Annotated in this window: 21 protein-coding genes, 1 tRNA gene, 1 pseudogene and 1 riboswitch; of the genes and pseudogenes, 21 read left to right on the top strand and 2 right to left on the bottom strand. The window is 52.8% G+C overall.

The features are described 5' to 3' along the window. The first annotated feature begins 22 nt into the window (after positions 1 to 22). The 20 genes and pseudogenes from KGZ92_01615 to KGZ92_01520 all read left to right on the top strand — a co-directional run bounded on the left by KGZ92_01615 (position 23) and on the right by KGZ92_01520 (position 19,076). Positions 23 to 232, top strand: a pseudogene (locus KGZ92_01615) (heavy-metal-associated domain-containing protein). A 68-nt stretch (positions 233 to 300) separates the two neighbouring features. Then, positions 301 to 1,218, top strand: coding sequence for a thioredoxin-disulfide reductase (trxB, locus tag KGZ92_01610; GenBank protein MBS3887981.1), 918 nt, complete (start codon positions 301 to 303; stop codon positions 1,216 to 1,218). After that, on the top strand, positions 1,215 to 2,600 hold the full coding sequence (selA, locus tag KGZ92_01605) for an L-seryl-tRNA(Sec) selenium transferase (protein ID MBS3887980.1): 1,386 nt from the start codon (positions 1,215 to 1,217) through the stop codon (positions 2,598 to 2,600). The genes trxB (KGZ92_01610) and selA overlap by 4 nt, the downstream gene beginning before the upstream one ends. Then, complete coding sequence (selB, locus tag KGZ92_01600) at positions 2,597 to 4,531, top strand: selenocysteine-specific translation elongation factor (GenBank protein ID MBS3887979.1); 1,935 nt, start codon at positions 2,597 to 2,599, stop codon at positions 4,529 to 4,531. The genes selA and selB overlap by 4 nt, the downstream gene beginning before the upstream one ends. A 9-nt stretch (positions 4,532 to 4,540) precedes the next feature. Beyond that, a tRNA-Sec gene (locus KGZ92_01595) sits at positions 4,541 to 4,637 on the top strand. A 561-nt stretch (positions 4,638 to 5,198) separates the two neighbouring features. After that, positions 5,199 to 6,131: a LysR family transcriptional regulator gene (locus KGZ92_01590; GenBank protein ID MBS3887978.1), complete on the top strand. Its 933-nt coding sequence runs from the start codon at positions 5,199 to 5,201 to the stop codon at positions 6,129 to 6,131. Continuing rightward, positions 6,128 to 7,153, top strand: coding sequence for a selenide, water dikinase SelD (gene selD / locus KGZ92_01585; GenBank protein ID MBS3887977.1), 1,026 nt, complete (start codon positions 6,128 to 6,130; stop codon positions 7,151 to 7,153). Before KGZ92_01590 ends, selD begins: the two co-directional genes overlap by 4 nt. 96 nt (positions 7,154 to 7,249) lie before the next feature. Beyond that, positions 7,250 to 7,352: riboswitch (glycine riboswitch) on the top strand. Between the two features lie 129 nt (positions 7,353 to 7,481). Then, positions 7,482 to 7,787, top strand: a complete 306-nt coding sequence (locus tag KGZ92_01580; protein MBS3887976.1) for a late competence development ComFB family protein — start codon at positions 7,482 to 7,484, stop codon at positions 7,785 to 7,787. Further along, entirely contained in the window at positions 7,759 to 8,145 is a 387-nt protein-coding gene (locus KGZ92_01575) for a GrdX family protein (protein MBS3887975.1), read from the top strand. Before KGZ92_01580 ends, KGZ92_01575 begins: the two co-directional genes overlap by 29 nt. Before the next feature lie 29 nt (positions 8,146 to 8,174). Beyond that, positions 8,175 to 9,395 carry a thioredoxin-disulfide reductase gene (trxB, locus tag KGZ92_01570; protein MBS3887974.1) on the top strand — a complete coding sequence of 407 codons (1,221 nt, stop codon included), beginning with the start codon at positions 8,175 to 8,177 and terminating at the stop codon, positions 9,393 to 9,395. A 66-nt stretch (positions 9,396 to 9,461) separates the two neighbouring features. Further along, a complete protein-coding gene (locus tag KGZ92_01565) occupies positions 9,462 to 9,779 on the top strand; it encodes a thioredoxin (protein MBS3887973.1) in 318 nt (105 codons plus the stop codon). An 18-nt stretch (positions 9,780 to 9,797) separates the two neighbouring features. Beyond that, a complete protein-coding gene (locus KGZ92_01560) occupies positions 9,798 to 11,081 on the top strand; it encodes a glycine/sarcosine/betaine reductase component B subunit (GenBank protein ID MBS3887972.1) in 1,284 nt (427 codons plus the stop codon). A 56-nt stretch (positions 11,082 to 11,137) separates the two neighbouring features. Beyond that, positions 11,138 to 11,602, top strand: a complete 465-nt coding sequence (locus KGZ92_01555; GenBank protein MBS3887971.1) for a glycine/sarcosine/betaine reductase complex selenoprotein A — start codon at positions 11,138 to 11,140, stop codon at positions 11,600 to 11,602. A gap of 36 nt (positions 11,603 to 11,638) precedes the next feature. Next, positions 11,639 to 12,952: a glycine reductase complex selenoprotein B gene (grdB, locus tag KGZ92_01550; GenBank protein MBS3887970.1), complete on the top strand. Its 1,314-nt coding sequence runs from the start codon at positions 11,639 to 11,641 to the stop codon at positions 12,950 to 12,952. A gap of 74 nt (positions 12,953 to 13,026) precedes the next feature. Further along, positions 13,027 to 14,568 carry a ketoacyl-ACP synthase III family protein gene (locus tag KGZ92_01545; GenBank protein MBS3887969.1) on the top strand — a complete coding sequence of 514 codons (1,542 nt, stop codon included), beginning with the start codon at positions 13,027 to 13,029 and terminating at the stop codon, positions 14,566 to 14,568. Positions 14,569 to 14,582: 14 nt separating this feature from the next. Continuing rightward, entirely contained in the window at positions 14,583 to 15,740 is a 1,158-nt protein-coding gene (locus KGZ92_01540; GenBank protein MBS3887968.1) for a glycine reductase, read from the top strand. 96 nt (positions 15,741 to 15,836) lie between these two features. Continuing rightward, positions 15,837 to 16,187, top strand: a complete 351-nt coding sequence (locus tag KGZ92_01535) for a DUF2680 domain-containing protein (protein MBS3887967.1) — start codon at positions 15,837 to 15,839, stop codon at positions 16,185 to 16,187. A gap of 111 nt (positions 16,188 to 16,298) precedes the next feature. Continuing rightward, entirely contained in the window at positions 16,299 to 17,000 is a 702-nt protein-coding gene (locus KGZ92_01530; protein MBS3887966.1) for a response regulator transcription factor, read from the top strand. Next, positions 16,997 to 18,358 (top strand): HAMP domain-containing protein, encoded by a 1,362-nt coding sequence (locus KGZ92_01525; protein ID MBS3887965.1) that lies wholly within the window; start codon positions 16,997 to 16,999, stop codon positions 18,356 to 18,358. The genes KGZ92_01530 and KGZ92_01525 overlap by 4 nt, the downstream gene beginning before the upstream one ends. 295 nt (positions 18,359 to 18,653) lie before the next feature. Continuing rightward, positions 18,654 to 19,076: a CPBP family intramembrane metalloprotease gene (locus tag KGZ92_01520; GenBank protein MBS3887964.1), complete on the top strand. Its 423-nt coding sequence runs from the start codon at positions 18,654 to 18,656 to the stop codon at positions 19,074 to 19,076. A 332-nt stretch (positions 19,077 to 19,408) separates the two neighbouring features. Here KGZ92_01520 and KGZ92_01515 read toward each other — a convergent pair whose 3' ends face one another. Then, positions 19,409 to 21,145: an ABC transporter ATP-binding protein gene (locus KGZ92_01515; GenBank protein ID MBS3887963.1), complete on the bottom strand. Its 1,737-nt coding sequence runs from the start codon at positions 21,143 to 21,145 to the stop codon at positions 19,409 to 19,411. A 364-nt stretch (positions 21,146 to 21,509) separates the two neighbouring features. Continuing rightward, the gene (locus KGZ92_01510; protein MBS3887962.1) at positions 21,510 to 22,457 is read right to left on the bottom strand and encodes an SPASM domain-containing protein; all 948 of its coding nucleotides are present in this window, start codon (positions 22,455 to 22,457) and stop codon (positions 21,510 to 21,512) included. 609 nt (positions 22,458 to 23,066) lie between these two features. Here KGZ92_01510 and KGZ92_01505 point away from each other — a divergent pair. Further along, the coding region (locus KGZ92_01505; GenBank protein MBS3887961.1) for a helix-turn-helix transcriptional regulator at positions 23,067 to 23,756 on the top strand (690 nt) is incomplete at its 3' end.

Raw genomic sequence — 23,756 nt, 5'->3', positions numbered from 1 at the left:
ATGGAAAACAGGAGGTATCGGCATGAAAGAAGTTGCTTTTATTGTAGCAGGAATGACTTGAGGCCATTGTAAGGCGACCGTGAGTCGAGCTTTATCAAGCGTGCCTGGAGTCCATGCGGTGGCAGTCGATCTTATGAAGCGCAAGGTGAGCATTTCATACGACCCCGAAAAGGTGTCGCTCGACATCTTGAAAGGTTCGATCGCTGATACCGGATATGACATAGAGGCCTAGATATTCTCGACCCACGAAACTCTCGTGGGTCGTTATTTATTTTAGATAGGAGGTTCGTTGTGAACGATATTTACGATGTCTTAGTCTTGGGTGCGGGCCCAGCGGGGCTTACGGCGGCCCTCTATGCGGCGCGAGCTAACTTGAAGACGCTTTTGCTGGAACGGCTAGGCCCGGGCGGCCAGATGGCCACCACAGCCATCATCGAAAACTACCCGGGCTTCGCTGAGCCTATTGACGGTGTTGAGCTAGCCCTCTCCATGTTACGGCAGGCAGAAGGTTTTGGGGTAGAAGTCATTTATGACGATGTGCAAAGTGTTGAGTTTAGCGGTGAAGTAAAACAGGTTGTGGGTTTGTCGGGGACATACTATGGAAAAGCCGTCATAGTGGCTACGGGTGCATCTTCGCGCCGACTAGACATCCCAGGCGAAGCTAGATTTACAGGCCAGGGGGTGTCTTTTTGTGCCACCTGTGACGGGCCACTGTATGCCCACAAACATGTCTTGGTTGTCGGTGGGGGCGATACCGCTGTAGAAGAAGCGCATTTTCTTACTCGCTTTGCGGCCTCAGTGACTTTAGTGCATCGGCGCGAGAAGTTTAGGGCGCAAAGCGTATTGGTAAAGAGAGCGGAAGACAACCCTAAAATTCGTATCATGTACAACACCACAGTGAAAAGCATCCTCGGGGAAGGGAAGGTCGCCGGGGTCATCCTGACTAATGTCTTGACCGGCGAAGATTTCGTGCTACCCATCGATGGAGTATTCGTTCTCATTGGGCAGGTGCCAAGCACCAGCGTTTTCCAAGGGGCCTTGCGACTTGATGCCACAGGCTATGTCTTGGCGGGCGATGACTTAACTACTTCCCTGCCCGGCGTCTTTGTGGCGGGTGACGTGCGGCAGAAACATTTGCGGCAAGTTGCTACCGCTGTTGGGGATGGAGCCTTAGCTGCTTACTCGGTGGACAAGTACCTAGAGGGCAAAAGCTCGTGAACACACAACGCTTGCGCGAAATTCCCCAAGTCGATGAAGTTCTGCGGCGGGGCGAGTTTGCTGAACTAGTAGCCACTTACGGGCGAGTAGGGGTGCGAGAAGCAGTGCAGAACGCGCTAGAGGAAATGAGGGGCGCTATTTTGGCCGAGGAAGCTGCCGCCCTAGCTACACCTCAACCTCATACTGGGCTCCTCGCCCGCGTGCAGACCATACTGGGGGAGAAGAGGCAGATGAGCCTGCGGCGGGTCATCAACTGCACAGGGCTTCCTTTGCATACCAACTTAGGCCGTGCGCCCTTAGCGGAGGAGGCCATCGCCGCGGTGGTTATGGCGGCGAAGGGGTATTCGACTTTAGAATACGAGCTAGATACAGGTGAGCGGGGAAGCCGCCAAAGCCATGTGCGGGCTCTCCTCTGTGAACTTACCGGGGCGGAAGATGCTCTCGTGGTTAACAACAATGCGGGTGCAGTGCTACTGGTCCTTAGTGCTCTGGCCAAGGAGCGGGAAGTAGTCGTGTCGCGGGGCGAGTTAGTTGAGATCGGGGGGGCTTTTCGCATTCCCGAGGTCATACTGCAGGGTGGCGCGAGGCTTAGAGAAGTTGGTACAACCAACAAGACCTATGCGCGAGATTACGAACGCGCCATCACGGAGCAAACAGCGGCCTTGCTCAAAGTGCACACCAGTAATTTCTTGGTAACGGGTTTTACGGCAACCGCCTCACGGGCGGAACTGGTCGCGCTGGCCAAAACCCACCATGTCCTGGCCATTGAAGACCTCGGCAGTGGGACAATGCTACCCCTCTGGGGCGAGCCCACAGTGCAAGAGGCAGTGTCCTCTGGCCTAGATGTGATAACTTTCTCGGGGGACAAACTGCTGGGGGGGCCGCAGGCAGGTATCATTGTTGGCAAAAAGCACTTAATAGAGCTTATTGCTCGCCACCCCTTAGCACGCGCCCTGCGCATTGACAAACTAACTTTAGCTGCGCTCGAGGCGACTCTGCGCCTCTACCGCCACGGTGATTATCTAGAGAGAGTACCACTCCTAAGTATGCTCAGGATGCCTGTAGATGAGTTAAGAGAGAAAGCCGAAGCCTTAGCAGCCCAAATTGGTAACCTCAGAGGTATGCAAGTGCAAGTGATGGCCTCTTCTGGGCAGGTGGGCGGGGGCTCCTTGCCTGGCCAGGAACTACTGGGGTGGGCAGTAGCTATTCTGTCTCCCCTAGGGTGCATGGAGCTGCTGCACAAACTGAGACAGCGGGCGGTGCCCATCATTGCGCGCCTGGAAAAGGGTCGGGTGCTCCTAGACCTGCGCTGTGTCTTGCCTGGTGAAAAAGAAGAGATTGTCGAGGCCCTCGCCTCCCTTGCCGCAGAGGTGCCGGCATGAGGCGGCATTTTGTCATTGGTACGTCGGGTCATATCGATCACGGCAAGACGACCTTGGTGCGCGCGTTGACGGGCATCGATTGCGATCGTCTGAAAGAAGAGAAGGAACGCGGCATCACCATTGATCTAGGCTTTGCTTTTTTTGACTTGCCAAGTGGTCGGCGGGCTGGCATTGTGGATGTGCCCGGACACGAACGCTTTATCAAGAACATGCTTGCCGGGGCCGGGGGCATTGACATCGTTCTCTGGATTGTCGCTGCCGATGAAGGCGTCATGCCGCAATCAAGCGAGCATCTGGCCATTTTGTCTATCTTGCAGGTCAAGCACGGTATTATCGTCGTGACCAAGGCCGATTTAGTGGATTCCGAGTGGCTTGAACTAGTAATTTTAGATATCCGCGAGAAAGTACAGGGGACTTTTCTCGCTAATGCCCCCCTCGTACCCGTTTCGGCCGTTACCGGGCTAGGTTTGCCTGCGCTAGTGGCAGAAATAGATGCTCTAGGTGATCAAGCACGCCCCAAGGATGTAGCCGAACCAATGCGCATGCCCATTGATCGTGTCTTTACGGTGCAAGGTTTTGGCACTGTGGTGACTGGCACCTTGCTAGCCGGAGATGTGAAGGTAGGCGATACGGTAGAAATACTTCCGGCAGGGCTCTCAGCGCGCGTACGCGGCCTTGGCGTGCATGGACAGAAAGTGGCGCAGGCGGGAGCAGGTCAGCGCACCGCCCTAAATCTCGCGGGGGTGCAAGTTGCCGAGCTTTCGCGTGGGGATGTACTAGCCGCCCCGCACAGCCTGCTGCCCTCGCTGATGCTTGACGTGCGCCTATCACTCTTAGCTGAGGCTGAGAAGCTCCTTACTAATCGTGAACGGCTACGCGTCTACACCGGTGCGGCAGAAGTTCTTTGTCGCGTGGTGCTCTTAGAACAAGATGCCTTAGCGCCGGGGGAGAGCGCCTATGCTCAGCTGCGTTTAGAGGAGCCCCTAGCGGTGCGGGCAGGCGACCGCTTTGTTTTGCGTTCCTACTCACCCATGCTGACCATTGGTGGGGGTAGCGTCATCGACCCTGTGCCGCTAAAGCGTAAACGCTTTAGAGAAAAGAGCATTGCTGAATTAGAGACCTTGGAAAGAGGAAGCACGGGCGAGGTCATCATGCATACTTTGCAGAAGGCGGAGGGACAAATTTTGACGCGCGAAGAACTGCTGCGCCTTGTGCACCGCCAGGACAAAGAGGAAGAGCTCGAAGAGCTTCTGGCCAAGGAGGCGGTATACAGCCTGCGGGCTGACGAGCATGAATTTATCGTCTCAAGCTTGGCCACCGATCATCTGCAGAAAAAAATAGACGCGGAGCTAGTGCTGTACCATCGCCGGTATCCTTTGCGCAGTGGCCTGCCGCGCGAGGAACTCCGTAGCAAAGTACTGCCTAGTGCTAACAGCCGCCTCTTTGCTTCACTCCTTTTGTTTCTGCAGAACGAGGCAGGCTATGTTCTGGGGTCGCGCACCATCGCCAGTCGCGACTTTGCCGTAGAGTTTGTCGGTAAATGGGCGCGGGGACGTGAACAGACCCTAGACGTACTCCACACAGAGCTCTTTAGCCCTCCCCTGGTAGATGAACTAGCGCTAAAGCTCTCGCTGACCTTAGAAGAGCAGAAAGAAATTATGGAGGCACTATCTTTGCGAGGGGAGGTAGTTAAAGTGGCCGAAGGCCTGTACTTTCACCCTCAGGCACTGATACGTACCCGAGAGCTTATCGTGGCCCATTTTCAAAGTGAAGAGGAACTCACACTCGCTACCTTTCGTACCATGATCGATTCAAGCCGCAAGTATGCCCTACCCCTACTGGAGTATTGCGACCAAAAACGACTGACAGTCCGCTCTGGCGAAAATAGGCGGCTGGCAGCCTCCTTTGACAGCGTATTTCTCCCGTGCTAAACTTGTAGTGGGAGTAGATAGGTTCTGGTGTGCCTTCCGGGCTTCAAACCCGGCAGCGGGCTCTAGACAAGTCCGCGGTGGGTTCGATTCCCACATACTCCCGCCACCCCTCAGTTTTTGCTACACATCCCCCCTTTGGTCCCTAGGTGTATGCTTGGGGACTTTTTTTCTGCCTTGGCACTTGGCACCTGCATTCTCGTTGACACCTAACGAGGAAGTGAGGGCATGGTGGCAATCATGCGGCAGATGACTTCTATCGTCTCCTACCCTTCACTACGGAGATGGAGCTTTTTCTAACCACAGAGTACATAACTAGATGTTAGAGATTGGAAATTAGAAATTAGAGAGGGAGGGCACGTTTTTTACCACAGAGTACACAGAGGTCACAGAGAAAGAAGGAGTTAAATTAGGCAATTAAATTCGTTCTATCTTCCTCTCTTTTCCACGCCTCTGTGACCTCTGTGGTTGAAATCGTCTCCTATTGAGAAGCAGAAAGACCTCTGTGTTGCCCTCGGTGTAGAGCCGCCTACCTCGTTATGCGTTGGTGGGAATGCAGGTTGACACTTGGTACTGCCGGTTAGCGTAGATGCCAAAAGTTGAGATTCTTTGCTAGCAGGAGTAAGCACACGAGTAGAGAATAGTCTTACCGAAGAAGGGGGATGGGTTTGTGAATATAAACTACTTGCGAACGTTTCTCACGGTGCTGGAAACAGGCTCCTTCTCGGCTGCTGCGAGAATGCTAAGTCTTACCCAGCCCGCAGTGAGCATGCAGATTCAGGCCCTAGAAGACTATTTCGGTACGAAGCTGCTCGAGAGGCGCGGGCGTGGGCTCGAGCTTACGCGTGCGGGAGAATTAGCCTTAAGAAATGTTAGCCATCTGCTAGAATTAATCGACAGCACGCGCAAAGAGATCGATGAAATGACCTCGGAAGTTACCGGACCGCTGCTCCTCGGGGCGAGCACTGTTCCTGGTGAGCATTTGTGCCCGACGCTCCTCGCGATGTTTATCCAGCGCTACCCCCGCGTCAAGCCACGTCTCCTTATTGAAAACACGTCGGTCATTGTCGCCAAGCTAGAGCGCCATGAAATTGACTTGGCCATAGTGGGGGCTGCTCCCAAAGAGGCCGAAATTCGCGCCGAACCAATCTTTCAGGATGAGATAGTGCTATTGGTCCCCCCTAAGCACCGTTTTGCGTCTCTAGAACAAGTGCCTTTAGATGAGTTCTGCCGGGAGCCCATGATAACCCGTTCTGCTGGCTCTGGCAGTCGCCTATTTGTAGAGCGTGAGCTGGCGCAGCGCGGCATCAATATGGGCAGGCTCGGCGTGGTGCTTGAGGTTGGTACTTCCCTGGCGGCGCTAAATGCGGTGGAAGCAGGTATTGGAGTAGCCTTAGTCTCGGCCTTTGCGGCCGAAAAGTCAGTGCGTCTAGGTGTCGTGGCTAAAAAGCGAGTACAGGGGCTAAGTTTCAACCGCTCGCTATACCTCTTGACACTGCATCGCCGTTACGGCGGTCGGTCCATTGCCGAGATGGCGACTTTTCTGCGCTCGCCCGAGGCACGCAGAGCCATAGAAGGGAGGGTAGGAACTTGGGAGAAATGAAGTTGACGACGTTTTCTAAAGGTGGCGGGTGAGCCAGTAAGCTCGGGCCGGGCGCCCTAGAAAAAATACTACAACACCTACCCAGAGTGACCGACCCTAGAGTCTTGGTAGGGATTGAAACCAGCGATGATGCCGGGGTGTACATGCTCAATGACGGTACCGCTTTAGTGCAGACTGTCGATTTTTTCAGCCCCATGACCGACGACGCCTACTTGTTTGGGCAAATCGCCGCCGCTAACGCACTTAGCGATGTTTACGCCATGGGGGGTGTTCCCCTGACCGCGCTCAACATCGTCTGCTACGCTGCTTGCATCCCTCCCGAAGTGATGGGTGAAATCTTGCGCGGTGGGGCTATGAAGGCGCTCGAGGCCAAGGTCGTGATACTTGGCGGGCACACCGTCGAGAATGACGATATTAAGTACGGTATGGCGGTAACAGGCATTGTGAACCCAGAGGCTATGATTACTAATCGGGGTGTAGAGCCAGGCAACAAGTTCATTCTAACCAAGCCTCTCGGTAGTGGGATTATTGCTACGGCTACTAAGGCCGAAATTGCGGCCGAGAGTCACAGTAGGTCAGCGCTACAAGTGATGGCTACCTTGAATAAAGACGCAGCTGAAGTGTTTGGTGCCTACAAAGTGTATGGGGGCACCGATGTTACGGGCTTTGGCTTGCTTGGGCATGCGGTGGAATTAGCGCTAGGCAGCAATGTGGAAATTCACCTCTACACCGCCGCCATACCTGTACTCCCCGGGGTGCGCGACTATGCCGCCATGGGCCTAGTGCCGGCAGGTGCCTATAGTAATGCGGCTCACTTCGGCAAGTTCATTGATTTTGACGTAGCCGTAGATGAGATCTGGCGAGACGTGCTTTTTGACCCCCAAACTAGTGGAGGGCTACTCTTTGCCGTGGGTGCCGCACAAGCTGACGAAGTGGTAGCCATGCTGCTACGGCGGGGAGTCGCGGCGAGAGAAATTGGGGAAGCCCGTTCTAGTTTGTCCCCACTGGTGGTAGTGTGGTAAGCTTTAGGCGGCGAATTGTAAAAGTGTCAGGCCAGGATGCCTTGCAGGCGAGCGAGGGTAGTGGTATGCTTATCTTGTGAGCAGAATAATTGCTGGGGGAAGCTAGCGGAAGAGACCTTTCGGGGCGCCGAAGGAGCAAGACTGTACTGAGTAGCCACGGTGCAGTTAAACTTTCAGGCAAAAGGACCGCTATGTCGACAGCACTCTGGAAAGCCTTTTTTGGGCACCGAAGGAGCAGGCAGTGGGGAATCTTACTGCGAAATCTCTCAGGTTACGGAGACAGAGACATGGGCGGCAAGCTTTGCCGTTCATTTTTTTCATCCGAAAAATGAAAGGTGGAATTTGCTTGTTACTAAAGAATATCACCCAAGACATCGTCTTCGACAAACTTGAGGAAATCAAGCTGCTTTTTCCTGATGTTTGTACCTGCACGCGTTGCCGCCTCGATATCGCCGCCATCGCCCTCAATCATTTGCCACCACGCTATGTCGTGACTGAAATGGGGGCCGTATTCTCGCGGGTAAGCAGCCTAGACGTGCAGATTGTCGCTGATACGGTTCAAGAGCTCACTCGCGCTGTGGAAATTGTGCGGAAGGGACCAAGGCATGCCGTACAGCATAGTAGTGAGCAATAACCCGACCTTAGAGTATCGTGCCACCGATATCTGTCTTAAGAGCCCCGATAACTTAGCCGTGCTAGAAACTGTGCGTGACTACGTGCATCTTGGGCATCACTTGCTCACCCATCCCTTTGCCGGCAGCGTGAAACCAAATGAAAACCCCTTTCGCTCCATAGTGATTACATATCAAGCCTTTGGCGTAGACTACCAATCAGTACAATTAGTTGAGGGTTGCCTTAGCGTGGCACGGCGCATGTTAGCAGAGCGCCCCCTGCGGGATTACTCCCCTAGTGTGCTGTGTGATCTTGCCAGCATCGATAAGTCGCTCTGTGACGCAGGACTTATGTCCTTGCGCTTGGCAGGGCATTACTAGCGCGATTCAACTTAAGGAGAGTGGATTAATTGTCAGACGTATGGGATTTAATTATCATTGGCGGTGGGCCTGGCGGCTTGTCGGCGGCCATGTATGGCGCCCGCAGCAAGCAGAAGACCCTGCTCATCGAAAAAGCGAAGCCAGGCGGTCAGGCTGGTAGCACGCAAGATATGGAGAACTATCCTGGGTTTGCCAGGGGAACAACCGGGCCAGGCCTTATGAAAGCCTTTGCGGAGCACGCGACCTCTTTCGGGGCCGAAATCATCAGGAACGAAGTTGTCTCAATTGACGCGGCAGCCAAGGTAGTCCACTGCAAAGACGGCACACAGTATGTGGGACGCACTTTGATACTAGCCCCTGGCGCCGTTCCCCGCACCTTGGGGGTAAAAGGGGAACAGGCCCTGCGGGGCAAGGGTGTCTCCTACTGTGCTACCTGTGACGCCGACTTTTTTACGGACTTAGACATCGTGGTGCTCGGCAATGGCGACGCCGCCATCGAAGAGAGCCACTACCTAACCAAATTCGCTAATTCTGTCACCATCGTTGTTATACATGATGAAGGTGTACTTGATGCCGCACCTATGCTGCAAGAGCGCGCTTTTAAGAACCCCAAAATCAACTTTATCTGGAACTCTACTATCCAAGAGATCAAGGGTGATGGCATTGTCGAAGGCGTGGTCATTCGCAATGTTAAAAATAACGAGCTTACCGAGCTCGAGACGAATGGCGTCTTTATCTACATCGGCACTATTCCCCTCACCGACTTTGTTAAAGGGCAAGTAAACCTCGACGCACGGGGCTACATTATAACTGATGAGCGCATGGAGACGAGTGTTGACGGCGTCTTTGCCGCCGGCGACGCGAGGGTGACTTACCTACGCCAAGTAGTAACCGCGGCGGCAGATGGTGCTATTGCGGCCGTGGCTGCTGAAAAGTACATCATCGAAGAAGAAGGTTTTGCCGAATCGGTCTTGCACGAAAGCCGACCTGTAGCTGTTGCCTTCTGGACTCCGATGGAGAGCAAGTGCATCGAAATGATGCCCGTCATCGAGACTGCCATAGCGAGCTACGGCGACAAAGTAAAATTATGGAAAATGGACACCTACCGCAATCAGCGCGTTGCCAAGCGGTACGGCGTTGTCCAGCAACCCACAGTCCTCTTCTTTCACCACGGCGAAATCGTCAGCCGTCTGGTAGAAGATGAAATAACCCCATCCTCACTAAACGAGAAACTCCAAGTCTTATTCTAACTCCCAACTTCCCAATCTTGCTTCCTATCTCTTGCATCTTGCTTCTTGACAAAGGAGGTGATTTAGTTGATTGAAGTCCACAAAGACAACTTTGACCAAGAGGTGCTACAGGCAGAGGGCTTGATTGTCGTAGATTTCTGGGGCCCCAAGTGTGAAAAGTGCTTGGCTATCATGCCAGACGTCGAACGCTTGGCGGAGCAGTATGGCAGCAAGGCCAAATTCTGCAAGTTAGACACCTCGGGTAATCGGCGCCTCGCCATCGCGCAAAAGGTCATGGGTCTACCGGTGATTGCCTTCTACAAAGGAGGCGAGAAGATCGCCGAACTTGGCCCCGCGGAATGCACTGCACAGATTATCGAGGCTAAAATTCAAGAATTAATCTAGGCTAGGGAGGTGACAAATTTGCGTTTAGATCTAGGTGTAATTACCATTACCGATGTCAAGTTCGGCCCTCGCACTGAAGTAAAAGCTGGGGTGCTCTACGTCAACAAGGAAGAGATGATAAATCATCTGCAGGATGAGCGTCTCGCTTCGATTGACATTGATTTGGCGAAGCCGGGTGACTCGACCCGCATTGTCCCAGTCAAGGACGTCATTGAGCCGCGCGTAAAAGTAGAGGGTAAGGGCGGCGTTTTCCCAGGTTTTGTGAGTAAAGTAGACATGGTTGGTGACGGCGTGACCCATGTGCTTAAAGGCGCGGCTGTCGTCACGACGGGCAAAATTGTCGGTTTCCAGGAGGGCATTATCGACATGTCTGGCCCCGGTGCCGAGTTCACCCCCTTCTCGAAGACCAACAATGTAGTAGTGATTGCCGCGCCTGTAGAGGGTTTGCTGCAACATGAGCACGAGCACGCGCTACGTATTATGGGCTTTAAGGCTGCAACTTACTTGGGCGAAGCCGGACGGCACGTCAAGCCAGACCAAGTCACGAGCTACAATTGCCCACCGCTACCGGTCGCCATGGCCGAGTACCCTGGGCTACCCAAAGTAGCCTATGTCTACATGTTGCAGAGTCAAGGTCTTTTGCATGACACCTACCTCTACGGCATTGACGTCAAGCGCATTCTACCGACCTTCATCTATCCCACCGAAGTCATGGATGGGGCCATTGTTTCTGGTAACTGCGTCTCGGCTTGCGATAAGAACACCACCTACCACCACCAAAATAGTCCTGTCATTGACGAGCTACTGGCGCGCCACGGCAAGGACTACAATTTCTTGGGCGTTGTGGTCACGAATGAGAACGTCACCCTAGCGGACAAAGAGCGTTCATCTAATTTCACCGCTAAGTTGATCGGCTGGCTCGGTGTTGATGCCGCCATCATTTCGGAAGAAGGTTTCGGTAACCCTGACGCCGACCTAATGATGAACTGTGTGAAGCTAGAGAAGCAAGGCATTAAGACCGTACTGGTCACCGATGAGTATGCAGGGCAAGACGGTGCCTCGCAATCGCTCGCCGATGCCGACCCCCTGGCCGATGCTGTAATCACAGCTGGTAATGCCAATGAAGTCATCGTTCTCCCTGCCATGCAGAAAGTCATCGGCCACCACGAGGTAGCAGATGTTATCGCTGGCGGCTGGAACGGCAGCTTAAACGCCGATGGCTCTATAGTTGCGGAAATCCAAGTCATTACTGGTGCGACTAATGAACTAGGCTTTAGCAAACTAACGGCCAAAGTTATTTAAGTTGGTTGAATAAGCTCATAATTTCACGAAGAATTTTACGAAGGAGGTAGTAAACCATGTTGCAAGGTAAGAAAGTGGTCATTCTCGGTGATCGCGACGGCGTGCCAGGACCCGCAATCGAAGAATGCGTAAAGTCCGCGGGCGGAGAAGTCGTGTTTTCTGTCACCGAGTGCTTTGTCTGAACAGCCGCGGGTGCCATGGACCTGGAGAATCAACGTCGGATTAAGGAATTGACTGAAAAGTATGGTGCCGAGAACATAATTGTTGTTCTTGGCGGCGCAGAAGCTGAGGCCTCAGGCCTCGCTGCCGAAACCGTTACTGCAGGCGATCCGACTTACGCAGGTGCCTTGGCAGGAGTCCAGTTGGGACTAGCCGTATACCACATTTTCGAACTGAAAGACAAAGTTGACGCTACCGTCTACGAGAATCAGATCAGCATGATGGAGATGGTCCTCGATGTTGACGCTATTCTGGCAGAAGTAGGCAGTATGCGCAAATCCTATAGCAAGCATGGCCAGTAGGGGCCAGTCGCAGAGTCCTGAGAAGGGGGGAAGAATATGAAGAGCGATAAGTTCAAAGTAGTACATTACTTGAACCAGTTTTACGGCGGCATCGGCGGCGAGGACAAGGCTGATCATAAGCCCGAAGAGCGCACTGGTGCAGTTGGCCCAGGGCAAGCTCTCCAAGCAGCCATAGGTAGTCATGGCGAAATTGTGGCCACCGTAATATGTGGTGACAGCTACTTCAACGAGAATGTCGATACCGCACTCGCTGTGATTCTGGCCATGATCAAGAAGCATGAGCCATCCATCGTCGTCACCGGCCCCGCATTTAATGCCGGACGTTACGGCGTAGCTTGTGGAGCGGTAGCTAGAGCAGTTAAAGATGAGCTCAAGATCCCTGTGGTGAGCGGTATGTATCTTGAGAACCCAGGGGTAGAGATGTATCGCAAGTATGCCTACATCGTCGAGACCACCAATAGCGCGGCCGATATGCGCAAGGCCATTCCCCAAATGGCGAAGTTGGTAATTGCCTTGTCGGCGGGCGAAGAAGTAAGCCCAGAAACACATGGCTACTTGTTGCAGGGACTGCGCAAAAACTACTTCCATGCTGAGCGCGGCGCCAAAAGGGCAGTAGATATGCTCATCAACAAAATGAGTGGTCAACCCTTTGCTACCGAGTATCCTATGCCACACTTCGATCGGGTGGCCCCCAACATGCCTGTGGCTGATGTCACAAAAGCTAAAATTGCCCTTGTTACCTCCGGAGGCATTGTCCCCAAGGGCAACCCCGACCACATTGAGTCCTCTAGTGCTAGCAAGTACGGCAAGTACGACATCGCCGGCGTGAAGGATCTCACCGTGGAAAGCTTTAGCACCGCCCATGGCGGCTACGACCCTGTCTATGCCAATCAAGATGCCGACCGCGTTCTGCCGGTGGATGTCTTGGTAGAAATGGCCGAAAACGGCGAAATTGGTTCATTGCACCGCTACTTCTACTCTACCGTAGGTAATGGCACGGCTGTGGCCAATGCAATAACTTTTGCCAAGAAGATTGCCCAGGAGCTACTGAACGACGGCGTGCAAGCGGTCATTCTCACTAGCACCTGAGGAACTTGCACACGTTGCGGAGCAACGATGGTAAAAGAAATTGAACGCGCCGGCATTCCTGTGGTGCATATGTGTACCGTAGTTCCTATTTCACTCACCGTTGGCGCTAATCGCATTGTGCCTACGGTCGCGATTCCTTATCCGCTCGGCAACCCACTGAAGACCCCAGCCGAAGAGAAGGAACTGCGTCGCGCACTAGTGCGGAAAGCATTGCGGGCCTTAGAGACAGAAGTACATGGTCAAGTAGTATTTGATAAGTAAGTAAAAAGAGCGGGCGGGCTTCCCGCCCGCTCTTTTTCATCGCGGTTACCACCACAAATCCTAGGAGGTGCTTTATGTTTCCAGTAATCAAGGGGGCTGCCTACGCCCTCTTCCATGCCCCCAACATGTTGGTCGATCACGGCACCACGCAAATTCAAGAGCGCTTAAAGAATCCCGAGAGTGAGTATCTCAAAAAGGTCTATGCGCATACCCGTAGCTTCAACGACTGCGTCATCTATCCTCCCAACCAAGCCTACATTGGCGGCATCACCCCGCGCGAGCTCGAGAACATGCCTAAGCCATGGTACCAAAACAACATGACGGGCGCTTCGCGCTTCGCCAAATTTGGCGAGATTATGCCCGAAGACGAGCTCTATGGCGTGATGAAGCTAGTCGATTCGTTCGACTTAGTCTTGCTCGAGCCCAGCTTTGCGGCTTTAGTCTCAGCAAAGCTCGCAGCACACCCCGTATTTCAGGGTGTGGATTTAAGTAAGCTGCAGAAAACCTCTGACCTCACTACTATCCAAAAGCTAGTCGACGAACATGTCGCCGAGCCCCTTAAACTTGGTGACGAGTTAGTTGGTTGCGTGCGTCAAGCCCATGACACAGACAATTCACTTACCGCTCACATCATTTACGAAAACCTTACCGCCATGGCCTCGGCCGTAGTGACAGTGCGCAACTTGCTGCACAAGACAGGGCTTGACCCCAAAGAGGTCGACTATGTGATCGAGTGCTCCGAAGAAGCCTGCGGTGACATGAACCAGCGCGGTGGTGGCAATTTTGCCAAGGCCATCGGCGAAGTGGTTGGCTTTGTCAACGCCACCGGCAGTGATACGCGTGGCTTCTGTGCCGCTCCGGCCCATGCCATGATCACCGCAGCCGCCTTAGTGCAGGCCGGCATCTACAAGAATGTTGTCGTCGTCGCCGGCGGCGCTACCGCCAAGTTAGGCATGAATGGCAAAGACCACCTTAACAAAAATCTGCCCATCTTGGAAGACGTGCTGGGCGGTTTCGCCATTTGGGTTGCCGCTAACGATGGCGTTAACCCCATCATCCGCACCGACGCCATCGGCAGGCACACCATCGGTTCAGGCTCTAGCCCCCAGGCCGTCATTCAGGCTCTAGTGACAGACCCGCTAGACCGCGTCAACATGAAGATCACCGACGTAGATCAATACGGCGTAGAAATGCAGAACCCAGAGATAACTGTACCCGCCGGTGCTGGCAATGTGCCTGAGGCCAATTACAAGATGATTGCGGCTCTCGGTGTCAAACGCGGCGACCTCGAACGCACCGACATTCCGCAGTTTGTGCACAAGCACGGCATGCCAGGCTTCGCCCCCACCCAGGGTCATATCCCGTCGGGTATGCCCGTAATCGGCTATGTGCGCGAACAAATGCTTAATGAGCAAATTACGCGCGCCATGGTTATCGGCAAGGGCAGTCTCTTCTTGGCCCGCATGACCAATCTCTTTGACGGCGTTTCTTTTGTTATCGAAAAGAACCCGGGCCAAGTGAAAAAGGCGACAGGTGGAATCGATGAGCAGGAAGTGCGGGGCATCATTGCGTCCGCCATGCGTGCGGTAGTCGAGTCTCTCACCACAACCAAGTAGGCGAGGGTGAGACGATGATAGAGGCCAAAGCACTCGTCGCCAAAGTGTTTTCAGAGATTGCCGACGCCCTAGAGACAGGCGTCTTCGGTGCCCCCACCTGCATAGGCATCACTCTCCTCGGCAGTGAGCACGGCGTTGCCGAAATTGTGCGGGGCGCAGAGCAAGCTGCACGCGCTAACCCTGACCTTACGGTGGTCTTAATTGGGCCGCGCGTAGAATCGAACCTGCGCCAAGTTCACGCTGACTGCGAGAGCGCACAGCATGAAGTTATGGAGCGCATGCTCGCAAGCGGCGAGCTCGCTGCCGTCGTTACCATGCACTACAACTTCCCTATTGGCGTAGCTACCGTGGGGCGCGTTATTACCCCCGGGCGCGGGCGAGAAATGTTTCTTACCACCACAACCGGCACCGCCGCCACAGATAGAGTAGAGGCCATGGTCAAGAACGCCATTTACGGCATCGCCACCGCGAAGGCTGCCGGTATCGAAAACCCCACCCTGGGCATTCTCAATGTCGACTCCGCTCGCACGGTCGAAAGGCAGCTGCAAAAACTGGTAGATAACGGCTATGCAGTTAGTTTCGCGGAGTCCATCCGCAAGGACGGTGGTTCGGTGATGCGGGGGAACGACCTCTTAGTGGGGGCACCCGACATCATGGTCACTGACACGCTCACGGGCAATGTCCTGATGAAAGTGTTCTCGGCCTATACTACGGGCGGCGACTACGAGTCTCTCGGCTTTGGTTATGGCCCCGGGGTAGGTGAAGGCTATGGCAGAATAGTGCTTATTCTGTCACGCGCTTCAGGCGCCCCTGTGGTGGCCGGCGCCATCAAGTATGCCGGCGACGTGGCCAAGGGCAAGTTGCTCGAGAAAGTGGCCGCGGAGTTTGCTGCCGCACGCAAGGCAGGGCTCGAAAACCTGCTTAAGAAAGAAATTAAGGCTACCGCCAAGACCGAAGAGGCGGAAGTAACCGCACCGCCCGCCAAGGTAGCCACTTCAGAAATCGCCGGCATAGACATACTCGACCTCGAAATTGCCGTGCGCGAGGTATGGCGAGCAGGCATCTTCGCCTCCACCGGCATGGGCTGCACCGGCCCCGTAATCCTCACTGCAGACGAAGATTACGCTCGTGCGCAAGAAGTACTCGCCAAGGCAGGCTACATCAAGGCCTAGGTCTCAATCTCCACAAGTCCTCCATCTTGTCTCCATCAGTTCTCTATAGTTAATAGATATACTGAGGTCGAACGAAGATGAAGGAGGTCAAAGAAAATGAAAAAAACAATCATCATCATTGCCGCGCTAGTCGTTATAATGGCTGTTGCGGTGCCCGCCGCCCTCGCCATGACAGACCCAGAGAAAGCAGAGCTCACTGCCCTGCATGAGCAAATGCACGAGCTCAGGCTGCAGATCTTAGACAAGCAAGTTGAGGCGGGCCTAGTGACGGCCGAAGACGCGGCAGAGATCCGCGAGCGGATGGAGCAAACTTGGGCGACGAAGCTTGAGCGCATGTCTCAGGGAGATTTCGCCTTCGGCCCAAGGCAAGGTGGCGGCTTCATGATGCGCGGCGCTTCTGGCGGCGGTAACGGTTGTGGCAATGGCCAAAGAAGTACGGGGCGCTAAGCCCCGTTTTCTTTTTCGGCAGGCATTTGGTATATTGATTGCAGGACAGGGCAGTGCCAACGGCAGCTTAAATGCGCTTACTGCCGCCAATTAAGCCGCGGGGGTGTCTAGGTGGAGAGAATTTTGGTGGTCGATGATGAAGTGAAGATTACCCGCGTCATTCGCGCCTATCTAGAAAAAGAGGGTTTCAGTGTCACCGAAGCCCATGATGGACAAAATGCACTAGATTTGGCGGCGAGCGGAGAGTTTTCGCTCATGGTGCTAGACCTAATGCTGCCGCACCTATCGGGCGAAGAGGTAGCTAGACGGCTCCGCATGTCGGGGCAGACTCTGCCCATCATCATGCTTACAGCTAAAGATGGGGAAGAGGACAAAATAGCCGGGCTAGGAATTGGCGCGGATGACTTTATGGTCAAGCCGTTTAGTCCGCGAGAACTAGTGGCTAGGGTACACGCCATATTGAGGCGGCTTCGCCCCAGCAAGGGTGGTTTGCTCGCCGATGTATGGGAATTTGGCAGTGGCAGGCTCACCATCGACACCTTGCGCCACTATGTAGCAGTTCTAGACGTATCAATTGCCCTTACCGCGACTGAATACAAACTCCTTGTAACGCTTGCGCGCCATCCCGGGCGTGTATTTTCGCGCGGAGAATTGCTCGAGGCCATATCGGGGGAGTTATCTACCGGATTTGACCGCGCAGTCGATAGCCACATCAAAAATCTGCGCCACAAAGTAGAACCACAGCCAGACCAGCCCATATTCATTAAGACCGTCTACGGCGTAGGCTACAAATTCGAGGATGAGAAAAAATGAACCATCGCTTCGGCCACAAGTTGATGCTGACCATCGCCATCCTCTCGGTCGGGGGTATAGTTCTGGCCGGGCTACTAGCCAGCCTGACCCTCGAGTGGAATTTGCGCCAGTACCTGCGGAGCGAGCAAGAGGGCGCTAATCTGCGTCTGGTGGAGACGCTAGCTCTCTTGTATGAGCAGGGCGAACCATGGCAGGCTATCCGACGTTCCGCTATGGACATGGCGATGACGGCAGGGCGGCATATCCGCGTGCGAGACAGCGCGGGCACCATCATCGTCGATGCCCTGCCGCACATGATGCGGGGTAGGCATGGAATGCGCTGGCGCGGTGGGCAAGAACTACTTGGGGAAGCATACTCCTACCCCTTGCAAGTCGCCGGGATACAAGTCGGCCAAGTTGAAATCGCCTCTTTAGGGCAGCTCGGCATATGGAGCTACGAGGCCCTAGATTTTCGCCGCGCTGTTTTTTTTGCCACAGTTCTCACGAGCATCGTCGCCACAGTAGTTGCCGTTTACGCCGGGCGCGCTTTCTCGCGGCGCCTAACAGGTCGCCTAGACATGCTAACTCTCGCTGCCGAAAGGCTGGGTGCGGGTGACCTAGAGGCTCGCGCTAGCCTGGGTGGAGACGATGAGTTGACTATGCTTGGCGCGACGCTCGACAAGCTGGCCGATAGTCTAGCTATGCAACAGGCGTTGCGCAAGAAACTGACGGGGGACATTTCGCATGAGCTTAGGACTCCTCTCGCCACGATGCAAAGCTACTTAGAGGGTTTCCGTGATGGTGTGCTGGAGCCAGACACATACAATCTGGAGGCAGCCATCGAAGAATCGCATCGCCTAGCGCGATTAATGAAAGATTTGCAGGACCTGAGCGCCAGGGAGTACAGTCAGAAGGGCACGACGCTTCGCCAGATAGAGCTTGGCGAATTCTTAGCGCGAGAGGCCCTAGTAGCCCGCCCCCAGTTTACGCAAAAGGCCCTCACACTTCTCTGTGAGGAACCCAAAGCGTCCGTAGTTGTGACTGCGGACGAAGAACTTCTCTCGCGTATAGTACGAAACCTCTTAAGTAACGCACACAAATACACCCCAGAGGGGGGTAAAGTTGAGATCTCCATATTTAGTGCTGCAGGGGAAGCGGGCTTCGTAGTGCGCGACAACGGCGAAGGCATTGCTAGCCTGCATCTCCCCTTTATTTTTGAGCGCTTCTATCGTGTCGATTCTTCGCGCACCAGGGAGACAGGTGGCTCGGGCATCGGCCTAGCAATTGTGCAGGAGGCTGTGCATGAGCTAGGGGGCCGTATAACGGTAGAGAGCGAAGTAGGTCGCGGCAGTGCTTTTCGCGTTGCCTTCCCAGCGTGAGGACAGAGGGGACTATACATTTTATGAGAGAGGGAGAGACAAACATGAAAAGATCCCAAGTGATCAGTCTGGCTTTTAGTCTGCTAGGTGTTGCAGCATTTTTTGTAGTAGGTAATGTGACTAAGCAAAGGACCTCGGTATGTAACAACTTTCTGTACCAATTTGTGATGTTAAATGTGACATTGCTAATCGTTCTTGCAGTTCATAGAATTACGAAGGCAGAGTATTTTAAAGTTGGTAATTTGTCTGCCCAAACCACGCCGATAAAATTATTAGGAATAGGCAGTAAAGACAGTTGGAAGCAAATTGGTATAACTTTTCCATTATTATTTCTCTTGTCACTGGAACTTACTTGTATTTAGGCAATAGAGAAGCTATTGCCAGTGCCTCGTCGGAGGCAATTTTCCTAGCTGTGATTATCGCCTTGCCACTAGCCTTATTTAATTCCTTCAATGAAACAATAATCACCAGATGGACTATTGTTGAAGGGTTCTCAAAGAATCCTAAAGTCGCAGCAATTATTGGAGCTCTTATCTTTGGGATACCTCACTATTTCGGTGTGCCGGGAGGGTTACCAGGGAGTATTATGGCTGGGTTCTTAGGCTGGTTTCTTGTCAGATCTATTTTTGATACAAAAGGAATTGGATGGGCTATAATCATTCATTTCCTGCAAGACGTGTTGATATTTAGCGTGCTGCTGCTCGGTGTCTTACCATAGTTCTTCGACAAAGTGGACCCCATCGTTGCCGAGCAGCTTGTGAATGTCTCAATCATCATTTGCTGCTTGGCAATTGATATCGCCAGACTAGGCCTTTCCTTTGCATAAACCGCTTGCCGTTCTGCCATAATATAGGCCGTATTTTCCTCTGCCCCTTATCACGCTCTTGACCGAATTGCGTGCTAGTGTCACAAGTCCATTATAGTGACGCCCGACACTAGTGCGCCTATGGGGCGTTCTTGCTAGTAAAACGACTACGCCAAGCTAGACTTGAGGCCTAAATGGAACACTAACGACCAGGTTCATGGTAACAGCAATCCGAAAGCGTGTTTTTAGAGCTCCCGACCGAATTCCATAGCACTGTCAACATATGTGCGAATGATATCACGGCAGACTTGGTTGCTGTGCATAAGGTCAGCCAACTTGCCTTCGGCTATCACTTGCCCCTCACTTAGCACAATTGCCCGCGTGGCTAAGCGCAATATATTTGGCCGGTGTGAGATAATAATGCCGGAACGGTCCACCATATGGCCTGCCAATTTCTCGAGCAGGGCACGCTCGTTTACTAGGTCAAGATTGGTGAGGGGTTCATCAAGTATAACCACGTCTTTATTTGCGTAGAGTAGTCGTGCTATCTGCACTCGCTGTTTCTCCCCCCCAGATAGAAACCCGCCGTGCTCGCCTAGTAGCCTGCCGCGCAGATGCTCAATCTCTAGCATTGCGATTACTTCCTGCAAATGCCCATTATCGACAGGTCGTCCTAAGGTGATGTTGTTATCAAGGGTGTCATTAAAGATGCCAATGGTCTGTGCGCAGTATCCAAGGTGCTGAAACACAAGACCGGGATATAGGCCCTTTACTTCAGTACCAAAAAATTTCACGTGGCCCTCATACTGTTGTTCAAGTCCAAGCAGTACATTGAGGAGAGTGGACTTCCCCTCCCCAGAGAGTCCTATTACAGCCACAATTTCACCTCGTGGCACATCGAAACTCACATTTTTCAGAACAGGGTTATCCTCACCATAGGAAAGGGCAACATCACGCAAGCTATATACGGGAGCGTTTGGGTCTGGCGTAATACTTCTGTCACTAAAAGCTTTTTTTGTTTGCTCGGTTTCCGCAAAGTAGGTGAGTATACTCTCTAGCGTCGCGACGACTCGTACGGAGATTGGCGTCAGGGACTGCAACATGTTGAGAGGCTCGGTCAGCATGGCAAAGTACGCCCAGAGTGCCCAGATAGTGCCGATGGTCATGCGACCGTTTACTACAAGATAACCGCCGTAGACAAGGACCAACAGGCGAGTGACGTAATCGGGCAAATCAGTCATTGCTTTGTCGAGTTGCACCCGTCTAGATTCTGCCTGCAAAGCTACGCCTACTAACTCGTTACTCATAGCCATGTAACGACGGTTGCTCTTTTCCCGACCTTCGCCTGCAAGCACTTCGTGGAAATTGTCAAAAATCTCGACAATGTACGTGGTTGCCCGTCGCATTAACTCGAAGCCATGGACATAAAGATGACGGGTTGCTCGGCTTATGACTTCAGAATACGCTGCAAGAAGCACCACATTAAAGACAAACAGTGCAAACAACGTGCGATCCCAGACAAGGACAATACCAAGTATCACTACCATGCGCGCAAGTGCTACTAGTGCTCGTATATATCCATAATCAAGCACGATAAAAGCGTCGTTCAAATGATTGTTGATCAAGGTTGCGAAGTAAGACGACCCTTGCTGCCGCAGCTTCTGCCATGGAAGATAAAACGACTGTGCGAACACCCGGGAGCGCAGCTCCATAACGGCACGCCACTTGCTCTGCACGTAGAGCAGGTCTCCGCCGTAGCTCAAGATAAACGAGGTAGCATACACAGCACAAAGGATGTAGACTGTGCCCCAGTCCATACTGCCTTTAGCTAGGCCATCTATAATCTCGCGCACCAAAAGCGGGCTCACCACTCCTAATATGGCTGGGACATTTTCCAGCAAACCTCCGATGAGTATTGGCAGCAGCCGAGGTAGTCCAATCAATGAATAAAATGTGTATATGATGCGCAGGTTCTTTAACATGCTCACATCTCCCATCTCCAGTCTACAGATGTTGCAACCTTGCCCCATGCGACAATGTGGATGGGCCTAGGGCTATGCCTAGGCCCATCCGTCAGTTCACAAAGGCCAACATGAGGTAGGGCTTACGGTGTTATTCCTTTGCAGCAGAAGCCGTCTGCGCAACATAACCCGAACCAAGCACAGTCCCATTCAGAGGGCTGCTCGATTTGTTCCATGCGCACTGCTTCCCGTAAGATTTTCATATGTTCTCACCTCCCTTTTTGAGGTCTCAGCACACGAGGTTAATTCACCGCTACCCTGTGGTGCAGCGGGGCGTGCTTAGTTCGATGTGCTCCTGCAAGGAGCGTAGTAGTTCAGATTCACTCTAGAAGCATGGTTGTCGTTTCGAAATGATTCTAGCTCGTAGACATCCTCCCATACAAACAGGAAGGAGCTTGCATGTAAGGCACTCGTTATCGGATAAGCAGTCTCCTTTCCAAAGAGTAGCGCGGGAGTTGTAAAGCGGAGTGCCATCCTCGGAGAGGCGGCCGATCGTGTAATTCTCATCACCCACTAGATTGTCGCAAGGGAATAAGAGGCCATCGGCTCCGATGACATAACTGTATTTCCGCTCACAAGGACACCAAGCAGGCGTAGGCATTGGCAGAGGGTCGAACAATCCTCCCGGCGTCGACACCTTAAGCTGCTCCATAACCATCTTGGCTAAGGCACGCTGCAAACCAATTCCCTCTTCAATGGAACATATGTCAGAGGTTATAGCTTGAATGTCGTCTCGCGCGGTGTCAAAGTGGTAGACTGGACGGCAGTAAATCTGAAATCTGCTATCGTGGCCAAAGTCCGCTACAAACATATCTGTCATGTTTCGAGCAGCGTCAATTGTAGTACGCAGAAAATTGACCCTTATTGTCATCTTGAACTGTACTTCATTGGGTAGCTGGGTAATTAGCTTGAGATTTTCATAGATGGTGTTGAATGTCGGTTTTCCGTTCTTAAGTGTACGAAGCTGATCATGAGTTGTACTGTCTCCGTCAAGGGTTACTTGAAATTCGCGGATGCTCGCATCAAGTAATCTATTGAACAAATTACTTGTAAGCAAGTAACCATTTGTTACCATCGTACACTTTACGTCTAATTCGTACTTTGCGCTAAGTGCTAGGAGGCGGTTCTGAAATGACATGATCATTGGTGCGGCTAGTGTTGGTTCACCGCCAAACCAAGATATTTTTATGTGGGTTCGCTGTCCTTGGTTCTGGTTTCTCACCGCGCTACGCTCGATCAATTGCAGAGCGGCATCGTAAACCCACGGCTTCATGAATAAGTGTCGCTTGTTGTACTGGAAGCAATAAGGCACGTGAAGTTACACGCTTCTGCGGGTAGCATGGTAAGATGTAGTAGGCGCTCATCGCTAAGGAAAGCATTGCTCCACTTTCTGATATCAGACAATTCATCGCAATCATTTTGAACAACAAAACCTTGGGAAACGAGGGCGGGTAGAAAACTGCTCTCAGAATTCCCAACGGGATCTTCGAGGACAGACAACAGCTTGCCAGCCTCCTCAACATCTGCGCATACGACAGCTCCGGTCTTGCTATTATAAAGTCCCAGTCTGCCATCGGGCAATGTAGTATGAAAGGTATACCGACTCCTTACATTTTTCAATGGAACACGACCTTCCATGTTTTAATTTGTATTCATAAATACCGGGTGTTCTCAACCTCAACCCTGTCTCACGGCTGGCATCATTTTTGAAGGATATCATCTCACCTCCAAAGAAATAGACTTACAGGGTGGCGGAGAGTTATCGCCGACTCGGCGGGGGCAATGCCGGCAATTATTATTGCCACCATAATACATTACTGCGTACTAGTGTCACAAGTCCATGATAGTGACGCCCGACACTAAGTCAGGTAGGGGGTACTATATGTTGGGAAAACGACTACGCCAAGCTAGACTTGAGGCTAGGGTGTCTCAGGCCAGTTTGGCAGGTGGCAGATTCTCGCGGTCATATGTTAGCGAAATCGAGCGAGGACGAATTAGTCCTTCCAGTGAAAATCTGCAGTTCCTCGCAGAGCGTTTGGGGAAGCCCCTATCCTACTTCCTTCCTTCGGCGCAAGAGGATGACGACTTAGGTAAAAAGGCCGTAATTGACCGCATACAAAGTCTTGCCATGACGGGTCAAAGTGGTGAAGCGATGGGACTAGCTCAGTCTCTTGAGCCATGCATGGACTCCCTATCTTCTGCTAACAAGGCAAATTTTCTCCGCATCACAGCCTGGATGCAGTATAACGCTGGGGATCTACTTGCGGCTATCACGCGCTCTTTTCAGGCTTCAGGAATCTACGCACAGCTGGCGGATTATCAATCCCAGTGGTACACTCTTCATTCCGCAGCTCACTGCCTATACCTCCGCGGCTCATATCACCATGCGTTGGAGATTGTACAAAAGGCGCTCATGGTTAGTCTCAGAGACCCAGCGCACGTGACGGGGCGTGAATTGTCGCTATACCTGTCGGGGTGCATTCTATTTGCTCTGGGCGACACAGAGAAAGCTGGGGAAGCGTTTAAAGAGGCCGTGAGCTACGCAAGTGCCTACAACTGGGATACTGCTATC

The organism is Bacillota bacterium (genome assembly GCA_018333655.1).
Classification (GTDB): Bacteria; Bacillota; UBA994; order UBA994; family UBA994; genus BS524.
The sequence above is the reverse complement of the archived record's forward strand: the minus strand, read 5'-3'. Positions and strand labels throughout refer to the sequence as shown.